Raw genomic sequence first — 23,143 nt, 5'->3', positions numbered from 1 at the left:
GTACCCTATGCTATAGGAAAGATAAATGAACGAAATTCATTTTGTTGTTCAGGGAGAGTAGAAATGAAACATCTGGAACGCGACGTCGTTGTCATCGGTGCCGGCCCATCGGGTCTGACCGCAGCCTACGAGCTGAGCAAGGCAGGCAAGTCCGTGGCGGTGCTTGAGGCCCGTGACCGCGTTGGCGGCCGCACCTGGACCGAGCAGATGAACGGCGCCACCATCGAAATCGGCGGCCAGTGGATCAGCCCGGATCAGACCGGCCTGTACTCGCTGATCGAAGAGCTGGGCATCGAGACCTTCGAACGCTACAAGCAGGGCAAGAGCGTCTACCGCACCGAAGCCGGCGAAGCCATCATCTACGAGGGCGACGACTTCCCAGTGGCAGAATCCACCGTGGCTGAGATGAACAAGCTGATCGAGCTGATGAACCAGCTGGCAGCACAGATGAACCCGGACAAGCCATGGGACCACCCGCGCGCTGCAGAGCTGGACACCATCTCCTTCCACCACTTCCTGCGCAACAACTCGGATGACGAGACCGCCTGCAACAACATCGGCCTGTTCATCGCCGGCGGCATGCTCACCAAGCCAGCCCACGCTTTCTCCGCACTGCAGGCTGTCCTCATGGCATCCTCCGCAGGTTCCTTCGACAATCTGGTTGACGAAGACTTCATCCTTGACCGCCGCATGAAGACCTCCATGCAGGGCGTCTCCATCGCAGTCTCCGAGCGCCTGCCGGAAGAAACCCTGTTCCTGAACAACCCGGTGCTGAAGCTGGAATGGAGCGACGAAGGCGTCGTCGCCCACGGCGCAGACGTCACCGTCAAGGCCAAGAAGGTTGTGCTGGCGGTGCCGCCAAACCTGTACAGCCGCATCAGCTACTTCCCGCCGCTGCCTCGCTGGCAGCAGGTCACCCACCAGCACCAGTCCATGGGCCTGGTCATCAAGGTGCACGCGGTCTACGAGACCCCGTTCTGGCGTGAAGAGGGCCTGTCCGGCACCTGCTTCGGCCCGAACCACCTGGTTCAGGAAATCTACGACAACACCTTCGACGGCGAATCCACCGGCACCCTGGTCGGCTTCATCTCCGATGTCGAGGCAGACAAGGTCTGGTCGCTGGACACCGACGAAGAGCGCAAGGAAGTTGTGCTCAAGGCCATGGCCGAATTCCTGGGCGAGAAGACCCTGGATCCAAAGGTCTTCTACCTTTCGGACTTCGGCTCCGAAGAGTGGACCCGCGGCGCCTACGCCACCAGCTACGACCTGGGCGGCCTGCACCGCTTCGGCCCGACCCAGAACGACAACGTCGGCCCGATCTACTTCAGCTCCTCGGATCTGGCAGGCGAAGGCTTCCAGCACGTGGACGGCGCAGTGCGCATGGGCCGCCGTTCGGCAGCACGCATCCTGGCTGAACTGGACGGCACCAGCTACGACGAGTCCTACGACGGTGTCGCAACCCTGACCGAAAAGGCCAACGCCTAAGTTATGAAACTGCTCGTAGGTTATACCGCCGACGAACGCGGCGCCGAGGCCATTGAATTGGCCAGCGCAGTGGTGGCCGGAACCAAGAACGCATCTTTGCAGATCGCGATCGTGCTTCCGGCCGCCGCACCCTTCAGCGCCATCTACCCGGGCGGGGACCATGGATATGAATCCATCCTCTCCGCCCAGGTGGATGCCTGGGCCGCCGAAGCGCTGGCGCTGGTTCCTGCTGGAATCAACGCCTCCGTGGTGGCCCGCTCGGTGTCATCCATCGCTGAAGGCCTGATCGAACTCGGTCAGGAATTCGAAGCCCACGGCATCGTCCTTGGTGGACGCAAACGCCACATGGGCGGCTTCTTCATGCCAGGAAACATCACCAATGCGCTGCTGCACTCCTCGCCGCTGGCGGTGTTCATGTCCTCGCCGACCTCGCTGCAGTCGCTGCGCAGCGCCGGTTCGCAGATCACCCGGCTCACCTGCTTCGTGGGCGACCGCCCCGGAGCGCGTGCAGTCATCGACCTGTCGGCCCGCATCGCAGAGGCTCGCAAGGTCAAGCTGCGCGTGGCAACGCTGGTCTCCCACAGGGAGATCGCCAATGCTGAGGCAGACCTGGAGGCCCACGTGGACAGCACGCGCCAGTACCTGGCGCAGCTAACCAATGAGCTGGGGATCGAGGCAGAGATCGACGTCGTCGCCGGCGGCACCATCGACGCTGCGTCCTCCCAGCTGTCATGGCAGCCAGGAGACCTGGCGCTGCTCGGATCTTCCCGCCTGGCGGCCAACCGGCGCCTGTTCATCGGCCCCAAGGCCCAGCGCATCCTGAGCAATCTGAATGTGCCGATCGGCGTCATTCCCACCCTAGAATCGACCCGGTAGAAAGAACTGGTCAAAATTCGTACCCTCGCGATTTTGTTAACCGCGCACACTCCATTCCTAACGCTCCCGCCCACCTGACCACCGTCAGCGTGGTGCGGGCTGCGTTGGCTCAGCGTTGAGCCGCACTAGCCAAAAGGTTTCTTACTATGTCACAAGAATTGAGGCAGGATAACCCTCCCGAACGCAACGATTCGGGACTGCATGAAAAGGGTCTGTCCAAGGGCACCGTCGGTGTCATGGGCCTAGTCGTCATCGGTATCTCCTGCATTGCCCCGGCCTACACTCTCACCGCCGGCCTGGGAGCCACCGTGGCAGAGGTGGGCACCAGCCTACCGGCCATTCTGATCGCCGGCTTTATTCCGATGCTGCTCGTAGCCCTTGGCTACCGCGAGCTGAACAATGCCATGCCGGACTCCGGCACCTCCTTCACCTGGGCAACCCGCGCCTTCGGCCCGATGATCGGCTGGATGGGCGGCTGGGGCCTGATCGCCGCAACGGTGATCGTGCTTTCAAACCTGGCGGCGGTGGCGGTGGACTTCTTCTACATCCTCATCGCCCAGCTCACCGGGCAGCAGTGGATTGCAGATCTGACGGACAACCTGTGGATCAACATCCCCACCACCCTGGTCTTCATCGCGGTGGCGGCCTACATCTCCTACCGTGGCATGAACGCCACCAAGGTCTTCCAGTATGTGCTGGTCGGCTTCCAGGTGGGCGTGCTGCTGCTCTTTGCGATCATGGCCTTCACCTCCAGCGCACCGTTCGACCGCACCCCGATCACCCTTGAGATGTTCAACCCTGCGGGCGTCGAGTCCTTCACCGCCTTCGCCGCCGGCATCTCGCTGTCGATCTTCGTGTTCTGGGGCTGGGACGTCACCCTGACCATGAACGAAGAAACCACCGATCCGAACAAGGTCCCCGGCCGCGGAGCGACCTGGACCGTGCTGATCATCATCGCCCTGTACCTGGCAGTCGCCACCGGCGTGATCTACTGGGCCGGCGTGGGCACCACCGGCCTGGGCGCAGGAAACCCGGAGAACCAGGAATCCATCTTCGCCGTGCTGTCCGGCCCGGTGATGGGTCCGCTGGCCATCTTGATGTCCCTGGCGATCCTTTCCTCCTCTGCCGCCTCGCTGCAGTCGACGATGGTTTCACCTGCCCGCACACTGCTGGCCATGGGCTACTACAAGGCGCTGCCATCGAGCTTCGCCAAGATCTCCCCGCGCTACATGTCCCCGTCGGTGGCAACCTTCGCCTCCGCTGCAGCTGCCGCGATCTTCTACGTGGTCACCCGGCTGATCTCCGAGAACGCGCTGTGGGACACCATCACGGCGCTGGGCCTGATGATCTGCTTCTACTACGGTCTGACCGCGCTGGCCTGCGTCTGGTACTTCCGCGACGAGCTGTTCTCCAGCTTCCGCAATATCATCTTCAAGTTCCTCGCCCCGCTGATCGGCGGCGTGATCCTGCTGGTGATGTTCTTCGCTACCGCCATTGAGTCGATGAACCCGGACTACGGTTCCGGCTCTAGCATCGGCGGGGTGGGCATGGTATTCATCCTGGGCATCGGCGTGCTGCTGCTCGGCGTGATCATCATGCTGTACATGCGCTTCAAGCACCCTGCCTTCTTCAAGGGAGAGACCATCAAGACCGGAAAGAATCAGGCCCAGAAGAACCTGATCGTCTAGGACTTTCCTGCCAAAAGTCACGCAGCATCATTGAACCACCCAAAGTCCGCTTTGGGTGGTTCAATTGTGTCTATGACAAAACCATCAGTCCTGTTCATTTGCTCCCGCAATGCTGGCAAGTCTCAGATGGCAGCCGCCCTGATGGACTTCGTCTCCGAGGGCGCGGTGCAAAGCTACTCCGCCGGCACCAATCCTGGTTCGGAGATCAACCACGGGGCCGTTGCCTCGCTGGCGGCCAGCGGCGCAGACATGGCCGAGGGCACGCCCAAGCCCATCGATGCAAAGCTAGCCCACGAGGTGGACCGCGTGATCATCCTCGGCACCGACGCGAACCCGCAGTTCGATCCTCAGATCGCCACCGAACGCTGGGTCACCTATGAACCCAGCGAAGACGGCGTCACCGGGGCCGAACGCATGAACATGATCCGCGATGAGATCGCCGACCGCGTGCGCGGCCTCTTCCACGAACTTACGGAGTAGTTATTTCCCTGCACGAGACGAGGCAAACGGCCACCGCGTGGTGGCTTCCGGGAATCTGTTTGATCCTCACCGGCTGGTGCGCCAACCAGTACGTGTCGTTGATCAGCTGGTATCAGCAGCACCGCGAACTGAGCGAATTCGAAGCAATGCTGGTGATGGGAAGCTACCTGCTGGGGATGATCCCGGCACTGGCCTACGGCGGGCCGCTGGCCGACCGCTTTGGCCGCAAGCCCTTCACCCTGGCGGCCCTCGGCTTTTCCATCCTCGGATCGCTCGCCCTGATGACGGGACTGTTCGCCGAGGCTGGACTCTATGCGGGCCGCGTCTTCACCGGCCTGGGCATGGGACTGGCCATGGTTGCCGTCACCAGCTGGGTCAAGGTCATCAGCCTGGGACCTGCCGGAGCGACACGGGCGGCGCTGTGCACCTCCGCAGGCTTCGCCATCGGCCCGGCAATTTCAGGTGCCATCGTCGGCGGGACACAGAGCCCCGAAGTTGCCTACGCCGTGCACGCGCTGGCCACCCTTGCCTGGCTGCTGTTGATGCTCACCGCGAAGGAAGACCGCCCGCTCCCAGCGACGCAGCTGTCCAAAGATTCTGCGCCGGTGCAGCAGCAGATGCACACCAGCGCAGCCAACATGAAACGATTCACGCGACTGGTGCTTCCGGCCGCCCCATGGGTCTTCGGCATGGCGGCCACCGGCTTCGCCGTGGTTCCGGCGCTCAGCTCGCCTCCGGGCCAGTCGACCTTGCTCTACACCACCACGGCGGTGGTGGTCACCATGGGCATGGGCGCAGGGATTCAGCCGCTGATCAAACGTTTCAACGATGTCAGCCGGATCATGTTGCTGATGGTAGGTCTTGCGGTGGCGCTACTGGCGCTGTTGAGCATGATTGCCGTAGCACTGACAGGATCGTTGGTCTTGGGTGCCGTGGCATTCGTGCTTTCTGGCTCGGCCAACGGCATCCTCTTGGTTGCCGGGCTCAGCCAGGTATTGGATCTGGCAGGGCCGGCGGACATCGGCAAGCTGACGGGTCGCTTCTACATGTGCTGCTTCATCGGTTTTACCTTCCCCACCTTCTTTGCGTTGTGGCGCATGGTGGCCGACCCTGTGTGGTTCATCGTCCTGCTAGTCCTGCTGTGCTCTGCATCGATGATTCAGGTGTACCGAGCCCGCAAGTATCTTCCGGGCAAGAATCTTGAGGCGGTCATCACCGCATAGTGTTTCCTGACTGAAATGTCTTTATCGGCAATAAATGAATTCTGGCTCCGTTGCTGTGCAACGGAGCCAGAATCACATCATCATCACTCGCACCTTGAAGAAGGTAATAACTACTCTAGGCACGCAAGCTATGTGCTGGCTTGGTCGCTCCCCAATAGCGGCATAGAGATATCGGGGCAGAGCCTGGTAGGCCGACTTTTACGTGTCTAGAGCAGACAACTTAGGCACGATCGCTCCCTCGGTACATATGACAAGAATAGAAATTAGTGCTTGTCGCCGCCGAGCTTCTTGAGCAATTCGGTGGTGCGGTAGGGAATGACATCGCGCAGGATCATCGAGGTTGAGGTGCGGGTGATGCCGGGGCAGAGACGGATCTCTTCGCTGACTCGGTACAGGTCGTCGGGGTCGGTGGCGGCTACACGAAGCAGCAGATCTGTGTCGCCTGCCGGGGCGACGCATTCAAGCACCTCAGGGATCTGGCGCAGGCCGGCAATGGCTTCGTTCAATCGGGCCTGGTCAAGTTCTGCGCTGACAAATGCGCTGACGCCGCGGCCCATGGAGGCAGGAAGAATCCTTGCGGTGTTAGAACGCAGTGCACCCGAATTGGCCAGCCGCTCAAGACGAGTCTGGACGGTGCCGCGTGCAAGACCGAGCTGCTGGGCCAGCATCATGATGGGCACTCGCGGGTCGGCATCTAGTGCCAAGAGGATACGTCGATCGGTTTCGTCGAGCTGATACGTATCCGAAGTCATGTGTGAAGTCTCCTGTGACGGCGTGTGCGCGATGAACGCGAGTTCCAGTACTAAACTTTAGTCAAAATGACCAGTAGAGCCCAACTGTATTGCACGGACTGACCGGTTTTGTTGCAATCTCACCGGCCGACAGCGGCAAATTCGTCGTGACGGCCAGAAGAAGCGAGTTTTCCACAAATCGTTCCGAAATGAATTAAACAGTGGCAAACGACAGTAATCTAAATTCATGAGGTTTCTACGGTTGGAAGACGTCGCAGAAGAGTTGAACGTGAAGCTCCCGCAAGTTCGGGCGCTGGTCAAAAGCGGCGAGCTCAAAGCGATCCAGATCGGCGGCCGTGGAATGTGGCGCGTTGAACGCGAGGCCTTGGAAGAATACATTCAGGGGCGCTATGCCCAAGCCCGCGAAGATCTGGCTCAGGGTTCCGACCTTGACTAGTTCTAATTGATCTTTGCGAGGCAGAGGAAAATAATGTCGAAGTCTCTGGGTCTGAGTCCTGCCATCAGTATGGTCAGTTGTGGACTGCTTGCTTCGCTCGTGCTTTCTTCCTGTGCATTAAGCTCTCACTCGGAGTCAACTTCTCAATCCAAGGAGCAGTCGGTGTTCTCGGGAACGGGCGATGCCTATTGGATCAACGTCGAAGACCCTGCCTCGGTAGTGGGCGACGCTGACTATGTTTTCGTCGCCAAGGTCGTTTCACAGGGGGACGCCGAATACGACGGGCAGGTAACCCTTGAGACGTCAACGGGAACGTCGACTATTGCTGCTCCCTTTACCAACTACACGATCTTGGTGCAGCAGAATCTCAAGGGAAGTCTGTTGACCAACGATTCTGTGCCGGTGCAGATCTCCGGCGGGTTCAGCAGGGAACTGAACACAACGGTGACGCCTGACGACACCATGCTTCCTGAGGTGGGCCGCAGCTACGTCTTCAACGCAATCGCTCAACCGGATGGATCTCTTTTGGTGCAGGGCGGAAATTCGGTGGTACCTGTCGATGATGGTTACGCAGTCGTGGACAGCTACGTCGAAGCCGTAAAAAATCAGATTCCCACCCCGCGTGAGCGATTTTCATCGAAATTTGAACAGGACTAGCCGTCCCATCAAAATCAGCTCAGTCAGCGAGGTGGGAATCGAAAAGAGCTACCCTTCTTCGCTGAGCTGGGCGACAAAGATTTTGAGTGCATCGCGGACCAGCGGAGCATGACCCCGGTAATTCTTGGCGAAGCGCTCGTCGGCGACATACATGTCCGCCAGGCCCAAAACATACATTTTCAGTTCTTCCGGGTCACCCGAGGAAGCGGGAGTGCCGGGAACGCTGCGCAGCCATTGAACATGACGGGCCGCAAGTTCCTGGGCGATGGTATCCCCGGGAGCGGCTCCGCTGTCGCCGGCGGCGGACCAATCGTGATTGAGTTCCTTGACGAGCTCCATGAAGTTCGAACGTTCCGCAGCGGTTTTGGAGCGCCACCAGTCATTTGATTTCTTGTAGGCCTCGGCGCCCCAGCGCTCGGTGACCTCATCTTTGTATTGATCGTTAAAGCCTTCAAAGGCTGAATCGAGATTCATTGTTTCTCCCGTTGCTAGTACGTCGATGGTGTGGTGAAGGGCGTTGATCTGTCGATCAAGTTTTTCCCGCTGCCGTTGTAGATCTTGAACGTGCGTTTCAAGTGCCCGCGCCTGATCTTGCTTGGAATCGAGAACCTCCCCGATGGTGTCCAGCGCTAAACCCAGTTGCCTCAGAAGGAGTATTCGTTGAAGCCTGATGAGTTCTTCCTGTCCGTAAAAGCGGTAGCCGTTCTGGGCGACATATGCCGGGGGCAGGAGGCCTATATGGTCGTAGTGCCTCAAGGTCCTGCTGGTGACGCCGGCCGCCTTCGCGACCTCAGCAATGCTGAAGGCTTCATCATCGTGGTGCACCGCAGACAAGTTCTTCATGACATTCACGCTAATGGTTGACGTTGCGTCAAGGTCAATGGGTCATTCATGGTGTTCCAAGTCACGATGGGCAGAGCATTCAGCAAAATGGCCGGTTATGACGGATTGTTTCAGTAGAAATTAGTCGGATTGATCAATGCTGGGAGTGCCAATTGCACACTATGACTAATTTGATATTTACTGGATCTAGTTAAAGCCGCGGCGGCTATCGCCGAAAGCGGCTTTCACCGACAGGATGCTTGACCAAAGTTATCTCGTATCGTGTTCGAGGGCATCGACCATCCGCATCGACGCTGAGGTGAGAAGCGAACGGCCCGTATGCATTCCACAGGGTATGGAATGGATACGGGCCGTTCGCTGCTTTAAGGTCGGCCTACGCGATGAAACACCAGTTGAATGTCCGTGGTCGACGCCTAGGCTCTGACAGAATGAGCGCGTAGGAACACAAAGGAGCAACTTTGAGATCGACTGCACGCGTCTGGCAAAACTGGTGGATGCAACTCGTTGCAGGTCTATTGATGACGGTAGTGATTGTCCTGCCGTGGTTGTGGATCGGCAAGGATGACAGCGCCATCTTCCCGCATGCCTCCAACGACATGCTGGGTCTGCTGGTGGTGTTCTCGGTGCTGACGCTGCTCTCGGCATATTTTGTGCGCAGGATGGGGCGCGGGGTTACCAAGTTCGCAGTGATGACCGATCTTGGAGTGGTTTTGGCGCTGCTGGGATTCGTACTCCAGGGGCTCTATGCATTTAACCCGCAGATTTTCTCCGGTAAGATTTCGGCCTCGTCGGAACATCAACTGTGGGTTGTCGGCAGCATCTTTGTGGTGTGCCAGGTCCTGTATTACCTCATTGCAAAACTTCCGCTGCTCGCCGCGGTGCCATTGGTAGCGCTGTTGACCACAGCTATCAGTTATTGGCTGCAGATCATCGCATCGTTGATCGGGGCGGTGGGGGAGTATGCCGCCTACCTGAGCTATGCGGGACCGGTGGTTCTGGGTTTGGTGCTTGGGTCCTTGGGATTCCTGCGGGCCGCAAATTTGCTGATCTGGCTGTTGGCTCTGGCGATCCAATGGATTATGCCTGCCGTATTCACCGCCTTGGCGGGGCTGGGTTCCTCCAAAAAGGCTGGCTTCGGTGCGGGGCTTGAAAGCTTCACCGATCAGGTGGCGTCGAACCTGAGCTTCAGCGGACTGCAGGGGCCGTCTTTGGCGACCCTGGCTGTGGCCATGCTCAGCAGCGTTGTCCTGCTGATCGTGCACAAGGTTAAAAGGCGCAGCCACTGAAATTGCCGGCGGTCCACCGCATGGCATGATGGCAAGTGAGATGTACCCAAGGGCAAGGGGATGCGACGTGGAGCCAAAAGACACCGGGACCAGTGCCGATGCGCAGCTGATCGCAAACAGCTTGGCAGACTACGGCCAAGGAAATCCCATCAAGTCCGGTAAATACGCCGCCAAGCGCATCTTTTCCGGCGAGAAGGCGCAGATCACCGAGATTGCCTTCGACGCCGGCGTGGAGCTTGCCGACCATATGGCGCGCACGCCGATTCTCGTCAACGTGATCGAAGGAGAAGTTGATTTCCGGGTCGGCGGCGACACCCATCGGTTGAGTACGGGCGGGTCCGTATTCGTTGAAGCAAACGTCATGCATGCTGTCCTGGCGCGGCAGCGGGCGCGCATTACCGTCACCTTCCTCAGCTCCTAGTGCTGTCCCGCTGCGGTGCGAGTCGAGCGGAGGGGCATCGCTGCGAAGCTGAATAGACTGGTGACTATGAGTGAACTTCGCGAACGTGATCCCGGCGAGCTGGTACAGCCGATTATCCTGCGCATCGACAAGGAGGATCCGTCCACCGAGGACGAGGGGCTCAGCGCCGTGGCGCGGGCGGCGGTCATCGCCTACCTCAAAGACCCGCACCTTCCCGACTGGCAGACCTGGGCGGAGCAGGCATTTGCCAAGTCCGTGCGCCGCGCTAATCCGAAGATGTTCGCCAAGGTGCTGGAACTGTTCCCCGAGGCGATGGTCAGCGAGGTCGGCAAGGCGCAGGCAGTCGGCCTGCCCCCGCTGCCGGCCGATGATCTGCCAAAGTTGATTGCCAAGCTGCAGGTCTCCGGAACGCAGTTGCCCAAAAGCGATGAGGTCCTGAATTCGGTCATCAATATCGCCCTCAATGATTCACTTGAAATGTCTACGGGCAAGGCGGCGGCGCAGGGTGCCCATGCGCTGTTCGCCTGGTTGACCCAGGCCGACCCGGCGCGGATCGAGCAGTGGCTCTCGGCGCATGCACCGGTGGGGATTCGGCACCTGTCCAAGGGTGAATTCCAGCAGCTCGCTTCACGCGCGGCAGGTCCCGTGATCCAAGATGCCGGACGCACGGAGATCGAGCCGGGGTCGATGACCGCCTTTGTTTTCGAGTCGGTTCTGTAGTTTCTACGCCGTTCGCCCCGTTCTGTCTGTAATTACAGACGTACAATGCGTCAAGCGCTGGTAAACACCCTGGTGATCTGTTGTTCTGGAAGTATGGATGAATCTTCCAATCAAACGAACGTCAAGGTCGACCGCAAGGCTCCGCAGTGGGATGGACGAATCGACGGCACCGAGGACGTGCATCTGCGCTGGCACCAGCAGGTCCAATCCGGAGCCGAAGCGGGACTCGAGGGCAGTGTTGCGCTGCTGGGCTTCGCCTCGGATGCCGGGGTGCTGCGCAACAAAGGCCGGGTGGGTGCCGCTGAAGGCCCCTCGGCGCTGCGCAAGGCGCTGGCCCCCTTGGCCATTCACGAGCAGCGCAAGCTCATAGACCTCGGCGACATCGTGGTGACGGGCGATGAATTGGAGCAGGGCCAGGCGCGGCTCGCTGCAGCGGTGGATGCTGCGCTGAGCGGTGGAAGCCTTCCGATCATCCTCGGCGGCGGACATGAAACCGCCTTTGGCACCGGCAGCGGGATCTACCATTTCTATGACCAGAATCCCGATGTGCGCGTGGGCATCCTCAACCTTGATGCGCACTTTGACCTGCGCCGCGCCGACCGCCGCAGCAGCGGCACCCCCTTCCTGAACCTGGCTGAGAACCTGCAGAACACCGGCCGCGGATTCCACTATGCGGTGCTGGGCATCAGCGAACCGAACAATACCAAGGTGCTGTTCAACGCGGCCGATGCGCTCGGCGCAAAGTACCTTCTCGACGAGGATTGCAGCGAGCAGGGTGCGGCGGAGTTTGTTGCAGACTTCCTCGAAGGCATCGACGTACTCTATTTGACCATCGACCTGGACGTGCTGCCTGCCAGCGTGGCACCAGGGGTCAGCGCCCCGGCGGGCCTAGGCGTGCCGATGAAGATCATCTCGCAGGTCTGCAAGCAGGTGGCATCCAGCGGAAAGCTCAAGGTCGCCGACGTGGTGGAGCTCAATCCCAAATACGACGTCGATTCACGCACTGCACGCAGCGCTGCTCGGTTGATCTACGCACTGGCAACCACAAAGTCGACCCCTGCGAATTGAAAGTTTGACCCCACAAACATTATCCTGTGATGAGACGAAACCATTCGTCTCATTGCGGGATTTTGTTTTAAGGGCAGTTGATTGGGAACGCGGGAACGAAGAACTTGGCGGGCGCTGGCGGCCGCCGCATCCATTCTGGTGCTGGGGCTGGCGGGCTGTTCCACCGCGCCAGAACCTGCGCAGCAGGACGGCGCGGACGAACGGCCGGTGGTGTTGACCACCTTTACGGTGCTGGCTGACATCGCCGAGAACGTTGCGGGAGATCACCTGCGCGTCGAATCGCTAACCAAACTGGGCGCCGAAATCCACGGCTATGAGCCCACCCCGGATGACCTGCGCCGCGCGGCGGACGCGGATCTGATCATCGACAACGGGCTGAACCTCGAAGCCTGGTTCGCCCAGTTCACCGCCGACAGCTCAGCTCCCCACGTCACCGTCAGCGGAGACGTCGACGTCATCGACATCGCCGAAGAAGAGGGCGCGGGAAAGCCCAACCCGCACGCTTGGATGAGCCCCTTGAACGTGCAGAAGTACGTGGCGCGAATGGCGGACGCCTTCAGCGAATTGGATCCGGCCCACGCACAGGACTACCGCTCCAACGCCCGGACCTATCAACAGCAGCTGCAGGCGGTGCATGATGAACTCACCGCGAAGCTAGAAAAGATCCCGGCAGCCCAGCGGGTGCTGGTCAGCTGCGAGGGCGCGTTCAGCTACCTCGCCCGGGACGTGGGCCTGAAGGAAAAATACCTCTGGGCCGTCAACGCCGAATCGCAGGCCACCCCGCGCAAGGTCGCCTCGGCCATCGACTACGTGCGCGAGCATCAGGTGCCGGCCGTGTTCTGCGAATCCACAGTCTCCGACGCCGCCATGCAGCGCGTGGTCGAATCCACCGACGCACACTACGGCGGGACGCTGTACGTCGACTCGCTGTCCGCGCCCGACGGGCCGGTGCCGACCTACCTCGACTTGATCACCAAAGATACCGAACTGATCGCCAACGCCTTGACGGGAGACCCACGATGAATGCAGCAAGTTCCGCCACCCGGGCGGTGGACGTCACCGGGGTCTCGGTGCACTACGGCAGCGTCTGCGCGCTGGAAGACGCCACCGTGCAGTTGGGCCGTGGCAAGGTCTGCGGCCTGGTGGGCATGAATGGTTCGGGCAAATCCACGCTCTTCAAAACCATCATGGGCCAGATCAAACCCGATTCCGGACAGGTGCTGGTCAACGGGCGCAGCCCTGCCCAGGCACGCAAGGACAAGCTGATCGGCTACGTACCGCAGGCCGAGGCGGTGGACTGGGACTTCCCGATCTCGGTGCGCGAGGTGGTGATGACGGGCCGCTACGGCCACATGGGATTCACCCGCCGGGTGCGGGCGGCAGACAAGCGGGCGGTAGACAAGGCGCTGGAACGCGTGGAACTCACCGACTTTGCCGACCGGCAGATCGGACAGCTCTCCGGCGGACAAAAGAAGCGCGCGTTCGTTGCCCGCGCTATCGCGCAGGAGGCATCCATCATGCTGCTCGACGAGCCCTTCGCCGGGGTGGACAAACGCAGCGAGGGCACCATCACCAGGCTGCTGCGCGAGGTAGCCGATGCCGGGGGCAGCGTGCTGGTCTCCACCCACGACCTGCACGCACTTCCCGAACTGGCCGATGAGGCGATCCTGCTGATGCGACGGGTGCTGATGCACGGCTCCCCGGAAGAAATCCTGAAACCCGAAAACCTTGCCCTGGCATTTGGGCTCGACCCGATGAACCGAGGCGCACTGTGAATCTGTTCGAACTGCTCGCCGAGCCGCTGAGCTACACCTTCATGGTCCGCGCGCTCGCCGTGACGATCATCGCTGCGGTGCTGTGTGCGCTGCTGTCCTGTTGGCTGGTGCTGATCGGCTGGTCGCTGATGGGAGATGCGGTCTCCCATGCAGTGCTGCCCGGGGTGGTACTTGCCTACATCGTCGGTGCACCCTTCGCCCTGGGCGCCCTGGTCTTCGGGTTCCTGGCGGTGGCTCTGATCGGCGGGGTGCGCGACACCTCCAGGTTGAAGGAGGACGCGGCCATCGGCATCGTATTTACCACGCTGTTCTCCTTCGGGCTCGTGCTGATCTCCATCACCCCCAGCCAGGTGGATCTGAACCACATCATTTTCGGCAACCTGCTGGGCGTCTCTGCAGCCGACCTGTGGCAGGTGCTGGCACTGGGCGCGATCACCTTCACCATCTTGATGCTCAAGCGCAAGGACTTCACCCTCTACGCCTTCGACCCGACCCACGCGCACGCCCTCGGGGTGAACCCGCGGCTGCTTGGCGCGTTGCTGCTGGACCTGCTGGCCATGACCTCGGTGGTGGCGCTGCAGGCGGTGGGCGTCATCCTGGTGGTGGCGATGCTGATCATCCCGGGTGCCACCGCCTACCTGCTCACCGACAAGTTCTCCTCCATGCTGGTGATCGCCCCGGTGCTGGCGGCCCTGGGCGGCGTGGTCGGCGTGTATATCAGTTACTACCTGGATGCCTCAACCGGCGGCGTGGTGGTGCTGGCTCAGGGGATCATCTTCGCGTTCGTGTACTTCTTCAGCCCGCGCCACGGGTTGATCGCCGCACGGCTGGCGGCCAAGAACCGGCGCAAGGCGGTAGCCGTAGCAAACTAGGGTGTCCCACCCCCTTTAACCGCCGGCCAATTGAGCGTAGGATGTGTGCCACGCGTGGGCAAGCTGGGGAGCACACCCACGCAGGTTGCTCCACCGGCGCCGCACGGTTCGCCGGTGGACAGCTCGAAGGTTGGGCCCGGTGGTGCGCTTGCCTCGCCGACCAAGGAACTACCGCAGACGGCCTCGGGATCGACTTCACCATGCTCGCCCTGCGCAATGTCAGGTTGCTTGCTGGAACTAGCGGCGAGGCAATTCTCGTGTTCAACCTGCAGGTGCGAGCCGGTGGACATCCTTGAAACCTGCGTCGGCATCCGCTCCTTCAAATGCCTGGGCTGGATCCTCGACGAGGAGGGGCGGCCTACGGGAGAAGTCGTCGCCTAAGCTGCGCTCGCCGTGCCGGTGCTATGGACTGTTCTTCCGAATGGCCGCCCGCAGGCAGAAGAATGTTAGGGCCGTGCTGAGCACCGCAAAGACTGCAGTCATCCAGGCGATCGACTGCGGAGGCGTGGTAATGAGGTGGCCCGAGGCGCCGCGCCACAGCTGAACATGCTGTCCTACCTGCAGTTCCCCGCCCGTGGCGCACAGTGGGAACGACTCGGTGACTTCCCGCCCTTCAAACATGTAGTCAACCGTGTATTCGCGGGCTTTGACGCAGCGTCCGAGATCGACATCGGTTGACTCTGCGGTCACCGTGGCCTCGTAGGGCGCCCGATCTTCCGCAAGGGATGAGACGATGACTCCGACGCAAGCAAGGGTCACCAAGAGCGCACCGCCTCCGAGCAATGCCAAGACGATGCGCGCTAGCGGCCCATTGCCCCGACGCAGCGACGGGTGATTAGCAGATTGTGCCGACATAGGGCTCCTCGGATCCGGTGGTGGAATTCGCAAGCTGCAGTCATCAACGCTACAGCCCGGGTACGGACGTGAAGAAGTCCGGCAGGCCGAACCCTGCAGGGGTTCCGTCCACCGGACCTTCTCGGGAAGCTGCTAGACGGCCAACTTGCGGCGGATGAAGCCGGAGGCCTGATCCACGAGAATGATCAGCAGCAGCACGATGATGATCAGCGTGAGCATCGTGTCGAACTGGAATGACTTGATCGCCTGGTTGATCAGCAGGCCTATGCCTCCGGCGCCGACCAAGCCGAGGACCAGCGACGAACGCACGTTCACGTCGAAGCGGTACAGCAGCAGGCCGACGAACTGCGGGATCACCAGCGGCAGCGAGCCGTGGGCGATCTGCTGCAGCCGGGACGCGCCGGCGGTGGCCAAGGCCTCCTGCGGACCCTGATCGGTCTCTTCCAAAGACTCGGCCCAGAGCTTGCCCATCACACCGGTGTTGTGACAGATCAGCGCCAGCACGCCGGCGAAGGGGCCCAGCCCCACCGCGGTGACGAAGATCAGGGCGAAGACGATGTCCGGCACCGCGCGGAAGAATGAAAGGATTGCCCGCGATGCCTGATAGGCCAGCGGGTGCGGGGTGGTGGTGCGGGAGGCGAATACCGCCAATAGCAGGGCACTGGGGATGGACAGCGTGGTGCCCAGCAGGCCGATCCACAGGGTGACAAGGGTTGCCTCAAGACCCGGCTTGATCACCGTTTCCCAGTCGAGGTTCGGCGGGAAGGCATCGGCCATGAAGGCAGCCATGCCCTGCCAGCCCTCGACCAGCAGGGCGGGGTCGAAGTCGGTGCCGGCAAATGCCAGGAGATGCAGCACCACGATGATGACCGCGGCGCTGATCCACATCATGCGCTTGCGCCCGCGGTGCGGGTCGATTGGCACCTCAAGCCGGGTGGCGGTGGAGGATACAGCTGCGGTGCTTGTGGCCGTTTCGCCGATTCGTGGCTGGGAGAGCACGCTCATGCCGCGTTCCTTTCGGGGGAGTACAGGGTGTTCAGGACCTGGTCGGTCAACTGGGAGACCGGGGCGTCAAAGGTGATCCGCCCGTGCAGCAGTCCGATCGCACGGTCAGCGTGGCGGATGGCAAGGTCGGGCTGGTGCAGCACCGCGGCGACCGCCAGGTTTTCCTCGTGGGCCAGCTGCGCCAGCAGCTCCATCACGTTCTCGGCAGCCAGCGGGTCAAGGGCGGAGACCGGCTCGTCCGCCAGCAGCACCGTGGCCCGCTGACATAGGGCCCGGGCAATGGCCACACGCTGCTGTTGACCGCCGGAGAGCCGCCCCACCTTCTCCAGCGCACGCTCCGCCAGGCCCACCCGCTCCAGGCATGCCATGGCTTCCTCGCGCAGATCGCGGGAGAAGAACAGCGGGGAGATCGAGCCGAGTCCGTTCACCCGGGCCAGCCCTCCGGTGCAGACATTGTCCAGCGCCGTGCGCCGCGGGACCAGATGGATCTTCTGGAACACCATCGCCGCCTTGGAACGGGCAAGGCTCAGCTGTCGGCCGGCGAGCCCTGCCAGTTCAGTGCCGTCGAGCTCGATGCGCCCGGCATCCGGTTCGGTCAACCCCGCCACGCATTTGAGCGTGGTCGACTTGCCCGAACCATTGGCGCCAAGGAAGGCGACCAGTTCGCCGCGGTTGACCTGGAAATCCACGTCGTCCAGCACCTTGCGGCCGTTGAAGGACTTGGCTAGGGAGCTGACGCTCAATGCTGCGTTCTGCATTAGACGTCCTTTTCGGTCAGGCCCATTTCACTGGCCAGGTCGAAGAGCGGCTTGTAGGTGTCCTTGGAGACTTCCAGCAGCTTTCCCGCCGGAGAGACATCCAGGAACTCGCCGACCTGGGTGATGTCCTCCTTGGGCAGGTTCAGCAGCGCCTGCTTCACCGCTTCCTTCAACTCAGGATCGGCGTCTTGGCGGACGGTGATCGGATCATTCGGGATGGGCTCGGAGGTCCAGATCTGTCGGAAGTCCTCCTGCTTGAAGCTGCCCTCGGCCTGTGCGGTGGCGAGGGTCTGCGAGTTGATCTGGGCTGCATCCACCGTGCCGTTGCTCAGCGCCAGCAGCGCCTCCGGGTGCCCGCCGGCATAGTTGATGTTCACCTCGGCCTCCGGAACCCCGGCGGTCTTCAACGCGTAGCGCGGCAGCACATCGCCGGAAGTTGAGCCGACGCCGCCCAGGGCTAGATCCTTGCCGCGCAGGTCTTCGACGCTCTTGATCCCTGAATCCTTGGGGACCCAGATGCCGGCGGTGTAGGTGCTCAGCTTGCCGTCCGCCGTGCCGAAGGAGACCAGCGGTTCGGCTCCCGCCTGTTCGCTGGCGAACACGTAGCCCACCGGGCCGAACTGGCCCAGGTCCAGCTTGCCGTTGCGCATGGCGAGCACCTCGGCCGAGTAGTCCTCGACCACCTGGACCTCGACCTCGCAGTTCAGCTCACGCTCAAGGGCGTCGGCCAGCACCCCATAGGCAGGCTCCAGCTTGGCTGGGGCCTCAAATGGTTCGATGCCGAACTTGACCGGGCCGTCGGCGCAGTAGGAGGGTTTGGCCTCGGCTTCGGTGCTGCCGTTGGCATCGGTGGCGCCGCAGGCAGTCACGGCCAGTAGGCCGAGGGACAGGGCTGCCAGGGGAAGTGTGCGGGAAAGCTTCATTGCGAGTTACTCCAAAAAGTGTGAAGGGCTACTTGACCAGCGGGCTCAGCTGGCGGGAATCGGTCAGGCGATGAGCGATATTTCGCTGCGCCAGACCGAAGGACAATGTCATTCCGACACCGGCGGTCACCGAGACAATGGTGACGCCGTCAGCAACATCGGCGACAAGCAGCGGCCCCACCGCGCTGGAGGCATAAACGCCCTGCCAGCGTTCGGCGATTTCCAACTGCCCGGCACCCAAAATTTCTTCAATTTCCTCAAGCAGATCGGTAGAGGTGCGCTCGTTCAGGAACGGAGTCTGGGTCAGGTCGTAGGTGTGCGAATCTCCCACCAGCAGCGAACCGTCCGGACGCTGGGTGAACATGATGTTGGCCTCGGCCGCAAGCAGCTGCGGGGAACGGGCGGCGACTTCCTGACGCAGCCTGTCCGCCGAGGGCACCCCGGTGAACGCTTCATAGCGCAGCATCGAGGTGGCGGTCAGAATTGCGGGGGACACTTTCAGCTCCTCCTGAACTGCGGAGCGGGCCATCTGCAGCGCGCAGCGTTTGATCTGATGCTCGGCCGCAAGCTGTGGGAACAGGTAGTCCACGTCGTGTCCGACGCACACGAACACCTGGTTCGCGGCAATCTCTCCGCGGCTCGTGCGCACTACCGCGCGGCTTGCCTCGCCGGCGTCGAATCCCAGGGCGCTGGTGTTGAACAGCACGCGGCCCCCGGGCTGGGCATCGATCCACGCGGCGAGTTTGGACACCGTGGTGCGCGGGTCCACCCGCAGGTCATCGCGCAGCAGGGCACCGCCGAGGATGCCATGCGTATCGGTGCGTCCAAGCTCTGCCGCCACCTGTTCTGCGCTGAGCATTTTCACCTGGCCAGCTTCGCGCTCGCCGGACAGCTCCAAGAGCACCTGCATCTCGGTGTCGGTGGCGGCGACGACCACCGCGCCGGATTCAACGGCCCAAAAGCCTGCACGCCGTGCGTAGTCAAGCCACAGTGGACGACCGTCCTGGGCAATCCGATAGAGCTCGCCGCTCTGCGCGGTAATGCAGCAGTGTCCGAAGTTGCGGACCGAGGCTCCGACCGCTTGGTGGTCGCGCTCGATGACCGTCACCGTGTAGCCGGCGTCCAGTGCGCGGGCCGCGTGGGCCAGGCCGACGATGCCCGCACCGACGATGACTACATCGGCAGATCCGATGGTTTCCGGCAGCTTGCTCAAGTTGTTTTCGTTCATCACGGAATCGATCTTCCGCGGGGCCGACCGCCAATTTCAAGCCAAAATGGTACTTGTTTGTACAAGTTTGGCTAAAGTTCAGATTGCGGAATTTCCGTTCACCAAAGCTTCATTTCCAGGCCTTCTAAACCCCTATGATCGGGGAATTTCCACTTGTATGATCAAGTTGTGTCTCAGATCAAGAATCAACCAAAGCATCAGGTGCTGGCCGAGGAATTGCGGACCCACATCGCCTCCGGCCGCTGGGCGGAGGGAGCTGCGCTGCCCAGTGAAGCGGAACTCTGTCTGCAATCCAACGCTTCGCGTGGAACAGTCCGCCACGCACTTGCCACCCTGCGCGCCGAAGGGCTGATTGCCGGCGGACAGGGCAAGCCGCCCGTGGTGGCGCATGCTGTGAAGTCGCAGTCTTTCTCCACATTCATGTCCTTCACCGAATGGGCGCAGTCGATGGGGCAGGAACCGGGGCAGCGCACCATCGAGCTGGCCAAGCGCCCTGCAGATGCGCAGGTGGCGGGTCATCTGCACGTCGATGAGGCGAGCATGGTGGTGCAGGTGCTGCGTTTACGACTGCTCGACGGCACCCCGGCAATGATCGAGCGCAGCAGTTTTGAAGCTGAAGCAGGTCGGCTGCTCTTCGACTTCGATACCGACTCAGGCTCGATCTTCAGGTATCTGCGTGAGCAGGGGGTAGACCTCGCCCGCGGGCGGCACATCATCGACGCGGTGGCCGCCGACGCCAAGGACAGCGAATTGCTCGGGATCGCCGAAGGCACCCCGCTGCTGCGCGAGCGCCGCATTACCTCCACCAGCACCGGTGAGGTCGTGGAATATTCCGATGACCGCTACCTGCCGCAGTTGGCAAATTTCACCATAGAAAACACCAGCGAGCACCGGGCAGCACTTTCGCGCGTGCCCAGCGCCGTTGCCTAAAGAAAACATTTCAACTACGAAGGAGCGCATCATGATTGAACTTGTTGCCTGCGATATGGCGGGAACCACCATCGACGAACATGCGGACGTCTATCGTGCGCTGGCCAACTCGGTGAAGGAAACCGGGGTTGAGGTCAGCGAGGAAAACCTGCAATTGTGGATGGGCGCCGAAAAGCGCGAAGCCATCACCAACCTGATCCTGCTTGGCGGAGGTGCCGCGGATGACAAGCTGGTGGATGCAACCTTCGACCGTTTCCGCGAACTGCTGCTCTCCTACTATGCGGCCAACCCGCCTGTAGCGCTGCCAGGAGTGCTCGAAGCCTTTGAAAGGCTGCGGAAGCAGGGTATCAAGATCGCGTTGACCACAGGTTTTTCCCGCGATGTGGCGAGCGTCTTATTGGCCGAGCTGGGCTGGAAAACCGGTGAGGGTGAACTGCTAGATGCCGTGGTGACGGCCGACGAAGTCGCTGCGGGTCGTCCCGCCCCCTATATGATCCACCGTGCCATGGAACTGACCGGGGTGCGCGATGTCGCCCGGGTGATTGCTGCCGGAGATACCGTGAACGATCTTCAGGCAGCCGCCAACGCGGGGGTCAAGGCCGTGGGCGTGCTCACCGGAAAGCTTGGACGCGAAGACCTTGAGTCTTTTGAACATGACGTGATCCTCGACGGCGTGCGCCAGCTGCCCGAGTACATCTCTCACCTGTCAGTGAAGGCCTAGTTTGGTTTTCGACCCTGATCGGCCTGAAAGCATTGCTCGACCCCGCCTTCACTACACGGGCGGGGTCGAGCTGTGACTTGGTTCGGCTGAATCATTAAGGCTAGTTGGCTGCTGAAACCCACACGGAGCTCGTGGCTCGAATCCCTAGTCGCAGGGGTTCTGCAGAAGCATCCGCCTGGATCTCCAGAGTGTCGGAGAACGGATCGCCAGCGGTGATCTGCAGCTGCGCGCCTACGGTGATGCCGTGTTCAAGGAAGTACTGTAGCAGCTCGGAGTCGTCGTCCGAGATCCTTTCGACCACAACGCGTGAACCGTCTTTCACGTTGGCCAGTTGGATGGCCTGCGGTATCGCCACCTCGCCGGCGGCGGTGGGGATGGGGTCGCCGTGGGGATCGCGGGTTGGGTGCTCCAAGAGGTCGTCGATGCGCGCAATCATGAAGTCGGAGACTGCATGTTCAAGCTGTTCGGCCTCGTCATGCACCTGCTCCCAGCCGTAGCCGAGCATCTGTACTAGGAATGTTTCGATCAGGCGATGCCTGCGCACCATAGCAACGGCATATTCGCGCCCCTGATCCGTAAGGCTGACAGCACCATAGGGGGCGTGGTCCAGCAGACCCTGCTGGCGCAGCTTGGTTAGGGCGCCGGAGACGGTGGAGAGCTTCATCCCCGATTTGCTCGCGATTACGCTGGCGGTGACAGGCTCGTCAGACCACTCGTTGAGGCCGTAGATGATCTTGAGATAGTTTTGCGCGCTGTCTGAAAGCTGGTTTACCGACACGCTATCCATGATAGTCAACCGGGTCGCGGCCCGTGTGCAGGGCCCAGGAGCCCCGCCGAATTAAATCTGACTTATTATTCATCAAACATTCCCTGAGCTTAAGGCGGCCTTGTAAAGCGAGGTTTTTCCAAAAGTCTGAGATTTCCATAGACCATCATGCAGGCGTTTCGTTTGACACCGCGGAGGGCGTGGGGAAAACTATGTAATCGATTCCATGGAATCGATTACATAGTGAAGCAAAGGGGCTTTTCTAACGATGAATGCCATCACGATCAAAGACGTGGCCAAGGCCGCTGGCGTATCTTCCGCCACCGCCTCGCGCGTGCTTTCTGGTCACCCGGCAACCTCGCCAGCTTCCCGCAAAAAGGTTGAAGCCGCCGCCAATGAACTTGGATTCGTCCCCAACGCCCAGGCCCGCTCCCTGCGCTCCACCAAAACCGACACCATTGCGCTGCTGATCTCGGATGTGCGCAACCCCTACTTCTCAGACCTCGCCCACGCGGTCGAACAGCAGGCGCATGCCGAAGGCATCATGACCTTCATCGGCAACGCGAACGAAGACTCAGCCCAGCAGGACGACTTCCTGGCCGCCATGCTCTCACGCCGCGTCGACGGGCTGATCATGGTCCCGCAGGGCCTGACCGAAGACGCCGAACGCCCCAGCGACATGCTGCGGCGGCTGATCGACTCCGGCACCCCGGTGGTCTTCGTCGACCGTAGCCTGGCCGGAGTCCAGGTTCCGTCGATCACCGCATCCAGTACCGAGGCATTGAACGAAGCCATCGCGACGCTCAAGGGCCTCGGTCACCGGGCCATCGCCTTTATCGGCGGCCCGGCCCACGCCTCCACCGCCCGCGAACGCCACCGAGCCTTCGACGCCGCGCTGGAGGCCAACGCCCTCGAAGTTGATGCGAGCCTGCACTTCACCGGCGACTTCAAATCCGGCTCGGGCGCCCGCGCCGCCCGCTGGCTGATCGAACACCCTGCGCAGCCCACGGCGGTGATTATCGCCGATGCACCCATGGCCATCGGCGCACTGACCGTCTGGCGCGAAGCAGGAATCACGGTGGGCGAACAGCTTTCGGTGATCACCTTCGACGAGGTGGACGCGATGCTCATGCATGACCCGCCGATCTCCACCATCAGCCACGATTTATCCGGCATGGGCCGGGCGGCGGTCGCAGCACTGCGCGCGGTCATGGCCGGGCAGCCACCGGAACCCGAAGAATTCATCAGCCACTTCACCCAGCGAGAATCCCTGGCGCCGGCACGCACCGGTGCAGCTGTGGACTGAGACGTTCAAAGTGTAGAAAATCGAGTACACAGCCAACTAACACACCATGTCACCGCCCGACTCGGGCGT

At 61.5% G+C, this 23,143-nt stretch carries 26 protein-coding genes; 18 read left to right on the top strand and 8 right to left on the bottom strand.

The genetic code is table 11. The features are described 5' to 3' along the window. The first annotated feature begins 63 nt into the window (after positions 1 to 63). The 5 genes from RUH64_RS03545 (at position 64) to RUH64_RS03525 (ending at position 5,752) form a co-directional block, all read left to right on the top strand. Entirely contained in the window at positions 64 to 1,485 is a 1,422-nt protein-coding gene (locus tag RUH64_RS03545; protein ID WP_313811341.1) for an NAD(P)/FAD-dependent oxidoreductase, read from the top strand. 3 nt (positions 1,486 to 1,488) lie between these two features. Further along, complete coding sequence (locus tag RUH64_RS03540) at positions 1,489 to 2,361, top strand: universal stress protein (RefSeq protein WP_313811339.1); 873 nt, start codon at positions 1,489 to 1,491, stop codon at positions 2,359 to 2,361. Between the two features lie 146 nt (positions 2,362 to 2,507). Next, the gene (locus RUH64_RS03535) at positions 2,508 to 4,049 is read left to right on the top strand and encodes an APC family permease (RefSeq protein WP_313811338.1); all 1,542 of its coding nucleotides are present in this window, start codon (positions 2,508 to 2,510) and stop codon (positions 4,047 to 4,049) included. 72 nt (positions 4,050 to 4,121) lie between these two features. Beyond that, a complete protein-coding gene (locus RUH64_RS03530; protein WP_313811336.1) occupies positions 4,122 to 4,529 on the top strand; it encodes a low molecular weight phosphatase family protein in 408 nt (135 codons plus the stop codon). 59 nt (positions 4,530 to 4,588) lie between these two features. Then, entirely contained in the window at positions 4,589 to 5,752 is a 1,164-nt protein-coding gene (locus RUH64_RS03525; RefSeq protein WP_313811335.1) for an MFS transporter, read from the top strand. A 263-nt stretch (positions 5,753 to 6,015) separates the two neighbouring features. Here the strand turns inward: RUH64_RS03525 and RUH64_RS03520 are convergent, their stop codons facing one another. Beyond that, a complete protein-coding gene (locus RUH64_RS03520) occupies positions 6,016 to 6,504 on the bottom strand; it encodes an Lrp/AsnC family transcriptional regulator (RefSeq protein ID WP_313811333.1) in 489 nt (162 codons plus the stop codon). A 226-nt stretch (positions 6,505 to 6,730) separates the two neighbouring features. Here RUH64_RS03520 and RUH64_RS03515 point away from each other — a divergent pair, with 226 nt between their 5' ends. Together RUH64_RS03515 and RUH64_RS03510 are read left to right on the top strand one after the other, a co-directional pair. Continuing rightward, the gene (locus RUH64_RS03515) at positions 6,731 to 6,940 is read left to right on the top strand and encodes a helix-turn-helix domain-containing protein (RefSeq protein ID WP_313811331.1); all 210 of its coding nucleotides are present in this window, start codon (positions 6,731 to 6,733) and stop codon (positions 6,938 to 6,940) included. 162 nt (positions 6,941 to 7,102) lie between these two features. Next, entirely contained in the window at positions 7,103 to 7,597 is a 495-nt protein-coding gene (locus RUH64_RS03510) for a hypothetical protein (RefSeq protein WP_313811330.1), read from the top strand. Between the two features lie 48 nt (positions 7,598 to 7,645). Here RUH64_RS03510 and RUH64_RS03505 read toward each other — a convergent pair whose 3' ends face one another. Then, on the bottom strand, positions 7,646 to 8,440 hold the full coding sequence (locus RUH64_RS03505) for a MerR family transcriptional regulator (RefSeq protein ID WP_313811329.1): 795 nt from the start codon (positions 8,438 to 8,440) through the stop codon (positions 7,646 to 7,648). 458 nt (positions 8,441 to 8,898) lie between these two features. Between RUH64_RS03505 and RUH64_RS03500 the strand changes: the two genes are divergently transcribed. The 8 genes from RUH64_RS03500 (at position 8,899) to RUH64_RS03465 (ending at position 14,878) form a co-directional block, all read left to right on the top strand. Continuing rightward, complete coding sequence (locus RUH64_RS03500) at positions 8,899 to 9,726, top strand: hypothetical protein (RefSeq protein WP_313811328.1); 828 nt, start codon at positions 8,899 to 8,901, stop codon at positions 9,724 to 9,726. Positions 9,727 to 9,793: 67 nt separating this feature from the next. Continuing rightward, positions 9,794 to 10,147, top strand: a complete 354-nt coding sequence (locus RUH64_RS03495) for a cupin domain-containing protein (protein WP_313811326.1) — start codon at positions 9,794 to 9,796, stop codon at positions 10,145 to 10,147. A gap of 66 nt (positions 10,148 to 10,213) precedes the next feature. After that, positions 10,214 to 10,867, top strand: a complete 654-nt coding sequence (locus tag RUH64_RS03490) for a peptidyl-tRNA hydrolase (protein ID WP_313811325.1) — start codon at positions 10,214 to 10,216, stop codon at positions 10,865 to 10,867. A 93-nt stretch (positions 10,868 to 10,960) separates the two neighbouring features. Further along, positions 10,961 to 11,935 (top strand): formimidoylglutamase, encoded by a 975-nt coding sequence (gene hutG / locus RUH64_RS03485; protein WP_313811324.1) that lies wholly within the window; start codon positions 10,961 to 10,963, stop codon positions 11,933 to 11,935. A gap of 81 nt (positions 11,936 to 12,016) precedes the next feature. Beyond that, positions 12,017 to 12,958 (top strand): metal ABC transporter substrate-binding protein, encoded by a 942-nt coding sequence (locus RUH64_RS03480; RefSeq protein ID WP_396275974.1) that lies wholly within the window; start codon positions 12,017 to 12,019, stop codon positions 12,956 to 12,958. Further along, positions 12,955 to 13,710 carry a metal ABC transporter ATP-binding protein gene (locus RUH64_RS03475; RefSeq protein ID WP_313811322.1) on the top strand — a complete coding sequence of 252 codons (756 nt, stop codon included), beginning with the start codon at positions 12,955 to 12,957 and terminating at the stop codon, positions 13,708 to 13,710. Before RUH64_RS03480 ends, RUH64_RS03475 begins: the two co-directional genes overlap by 4 nt. Positions 13,711 to 13,751: 41 nt before the next feature. Then, positions 13,752 to 14,582 carry a metal ABC transporter permease gene (locus tag RUH64_RS03470; RefSeq protein ID WP_396275979.1) on the top strand — a complete coding sequence of 277 codons (831 nt, stop codon included), beginning with the start codon at positions 13,752 to 13,754 and terminating at the stop codon, positions 14,580 to 14,582. Positions 14,583 to 14,623: 41 nt separating this feature from the next. Continuing rightward, the gene (locus RUH64_RS03465) at positions 14,624 to 14,878 is read left to right on the top strand and encodes a hypothetical protein (RefSeq protein WP_313811318.1); all 255 of its coding nucleotides are present in this window, start codon (positions 14,624 to 14,626) and stop codon (positions 14,876 to 14,878) included. 106 nt (positions 14,879 to 14,984) lie between these two features. Here the strand turns inward: RUH64_RS03465 and RUH64_RS03460 are convergent, their stop codons facing one another. The 5 genes from RUH64_RS03460 to RUH64_RS03440 all read right to left on the bottom strand — a co-directional run bounded on the left by RUH64_RS03460 (position 14,985) and on the right by RUH64_RS03440 (position 19,351). Continuing rightward, on the bottom strand, positions 14,985 to 15,437 hold the full coding sequence (locus tag RUH64_RS03460) for a hypothetical protein (RefSeq protein ID WP_313811317.1): 453 nt from the start codon (positions 15,435 to 15,437) through the stop codon (positions 14,985 to 14,987). Positions 15,438 to 15,569: 132 nt separating this feature from the next. Next, positions 15,570 to 16,442, bottom strand: a complete 873-nt coding sequence (gene phnE, locus RUH64_RS03455; RefSeq protein WP_313811315.1) for a phosphonate ABC transporter, permease protein PhnE — start codon at positions 16,440 to 16,442, stop codon at positions 15,570 to 15,572. Beyond that, a complete protein-coding gene (locus RUH64_RS03450; RefSeq protein ID WP_313811314.1) occupies positions 16,439 to 17,200 on the bottom strand; it encodes a phosphonate ABC transporter ATP-binding protein in 762 nt (253 codons plus the stop codon). The genes phnE and RUH64_RS03450 overlap by 4 nt, the downstream gene beginning before the upstream one ends. Further along, a complete protein-coding gene (locus RUH64_RS03445; protein ID WP_313811312.1) occupies positions 17,200 to 18,123 on the bottom strand; it encodes a phosphate/phosphite/phosphonate ABC transporter substrate-binding protein in 924 nt (307 codons plus the stop codon). Before RUH64_RS03445 ends, RUH64_RS03450 begins: the two co-directional genes overlap by 1 nt. A gap of 28 nt (positions 18,124 to 18,151) precedes the next feature. Next, positions 18,152 to 19,351 carry a TIGR03364 family FAD-dependent oxidoreductase gene (locus RUH64_RS03440; RefSeq protein WP_313811311.1) on the bottom strand — a complete coding sequence of 400 codons (1,200 nt, stop codon included), beginning with the start codon at positions 19,349 to 19,351 and terminating at the stop codon, positions 18,152 to 18,154. A 168-nt stretch (positions 19,352 to 19,519) separates the two neighbouring features. Between RUH64_RS03440 and RUH64_RS03435 the strand changes: the two genes are divergently transcribed. Together RUH64_RS03435 and RUH64_RS03430 are read left to right on the top strand one after the other, a co-directional pair. Continuing rightward, entirely contained in the window at positions 19,520 to 20,281 is a 762-nt protein-coding gene (locus tag RUH64_RS03435; RefSeq protein ID WP_313811310.1) for a GntR family transcriptional regulator, read from the top strand. A 31-nt stretch (positions 20,282 to 20,312) separates the two neighbouring features. Continuing rightward, on the top strand, positions 20,313 to 21,002 hold the full coding sequence (locus tag RUH64_RS03430; protein ID WP_313811308.1) for a phosphonatase-like hydrolase: 690 nt from the start codon (positions 20,313 to 20,315) through the stop codon (positions 21,000 to 21,002). 100 nt (positions 21,003 to 21,102) lie between these two features. Here the strand turns inward: RUH64_RS03430 and RUH64_RS03425 are convergent, their stop codons facing one another. Further along, positions 21,103 to 21,780, bottom strand: coding sequence for a metal-dependent transcriptional regulator (locus RUH64_RS03425; RefSeq protein WP_313811306.1), 678 nt, complete (start codon positions 21,778 to 21,780; stop codon positions 21,103 to 21,105). Between the two features lie 256 nt (positions 21,781 to 22,036). Between RUH64_RS03425 and RUH64_RS03420 the strand changes: the two genes are divergently transcribed. Then, positions 22,037 to 23,074 (top strand): LacI family DNA-binding transcriptional regulator, encoded by a 1,038-nt coding sequence (locus RUH64_RS03420; RefSeq protein ID WP_313811304.1) that lies wholly within the window; start codon positions 22,037 to 22,039, stop codon positions 23,072 to 23,074. Positions 23,075 to 23,143: the final 69 nt, after the last annotated feature.

The organism is Glutamicibacter sp. (genome assembly GCF_032154645.1).
In the GTDB taxonomy this organism is placed as follows: domain Bacteria; phylum Actinomycetota; class Actinomycetes; order Actinomycetales; family Micrococcaceae; genus Glutamicibacter.
Note: the sequence above shows the minus strand (reverse complement) of the source record. Positions and strands in the feature narration are given on the sequence as shown.

Excerpts from the sequence above, each read along its gene's own strand:
- hutG (WP_313811324.1), top strand. The coding sequence starts at position 10,961 with ATGGATGAATCTTCCAATCAAACGAACGTCAAGGTCGACCGCAAGGCT.
- RUH64_RS03540 (WP_313811339.1), top strand. The coding sequence starts at position 1,489 with ATGAAACTGCTCGTAGGTTATACCGCCGACGAACGCGGCGCCGAGGCC.
- RUH64_RS03430 (WP_313811308.1), top strand. The coding sequence starts at position 20,313 with ATGATTGAACTTGTTGCCTGCGATATGGCGGGAACCACCATCGACGAA.
- RUH64_RS03440 (WP_313811311.1), bottom strand. The coding sequence starts at position 19,351 with ATGAACGAAAACAACTTGAGCAAGCTGCCGGAAACCATCGGATCTGCC.
- RUH64_RS03535 (WP_313811338.1), top strand. The coding sequence starts at position 2,508 with ATGTCACAAGAATTGAGGCAGGATAACCCTCCCGAACGCAACGATTCG.
- RUH64_RS03450 (WP_313811314.1), bottom strand. The coding sequence starts at position 17,200 with ATGCAGAACGCAGCATTGAGCGTCAGCTCCCTAGCCAAGTCCTTCAAC.
- RUH64_RS03505 (WP_313811329.1), bottom strand. The coding sequence starts at position 8,440 with ATGAAGAACTTGTCTGCGGTGCACCACGATGATGAAGCCTTCAGCATT.
- RUH64_RS03520 (WP_313811333.1), bottom strand. The coding sequence starts at position 6,504 with ATGACTTCGGATACGTATCAGCTCGACGAAACCGATCGACGTATCCTC.
- RUH64_RS03475 (WP_313811322.1), top strand. The coding sequence starts at position 12,955 with ATGAATGCAGCAAGTTCCGCCACCCGGGCGGTGGACGTCACCGGGGTC.
- RUH64_RS03490 (WP_313811325.1), top strand. The coding sequence starts at position 10,214 with ATGAGTGAACTTCGCGAACGTGATCCCGGCGAGCTGGTACAGCCGATT.
- RUH64_RS03460 (WP_313811317.1), bottom strand. The coding sequence starts at position 15,437 with ATGTCGGCACAATCTGCTAATCACCCGTCGCTGCGTCGGGGCAATGGG.
- RUH64_RS03465 (WP_313811318.1), top strand. The coding sequence starts at position 14,624 with ATGTGTGCCACGCGTGGGCAAGCTGGGGAGCACACCCACGCAGGTTGC.
- RUH64_RS03515 (WP_313811331.1), top strand. The coding sequence starts at position 6,731 with ATGAGGTTTCTACGGTTGGAAGACGTCGCAGAAGAGTTGAACGTGAAG.
- RUH64_RS03545 (WP_313811341.1), top strand. The coding sequence starts at position 64 with ATGAAACATCTGGAACGCGACGTCGTTGTCATCGGTGCCGGCCCATCG.
- RUH64_RS03530 (WP_313811336.1), top strand. The coding sequence starts at position 4,122 with ATGACAAAACCATCAGTCCTGTTCATTTGCTCCCGCAATGCTGGCAAG.
- RUH64_RS03420 (WP_313811304.1), top strand. The coding sequence starts at position 22,037 with ATGAATGCCATCACGATCAAAGACGTGGCCAAGGCCGCTGGCGTATCT.
- RUH64_RS03470 (WP_396275979.1), top strand. The coding sequence starts at position 13,752 with ATGGTCCGCGCGCTCGCCGTGACGATCATCGCTGCGGTGCTGTGTGCG.
- phnE (WP_313811315.1), bottom strand. The coding sequence starts at position 16,442 with ATGAGCGTGCTCTCCCAGCCACGAATCGGCGAAACGGCCACAAGCACC.
- RUH64_RS03445 (WP_313811312.1), bottom strand. The coding sequence starts at position 18,123 with ATGAAGCTTTCCCGCACACTTCCCCTGGCAGCCCTGTCCCTCGGCCTA.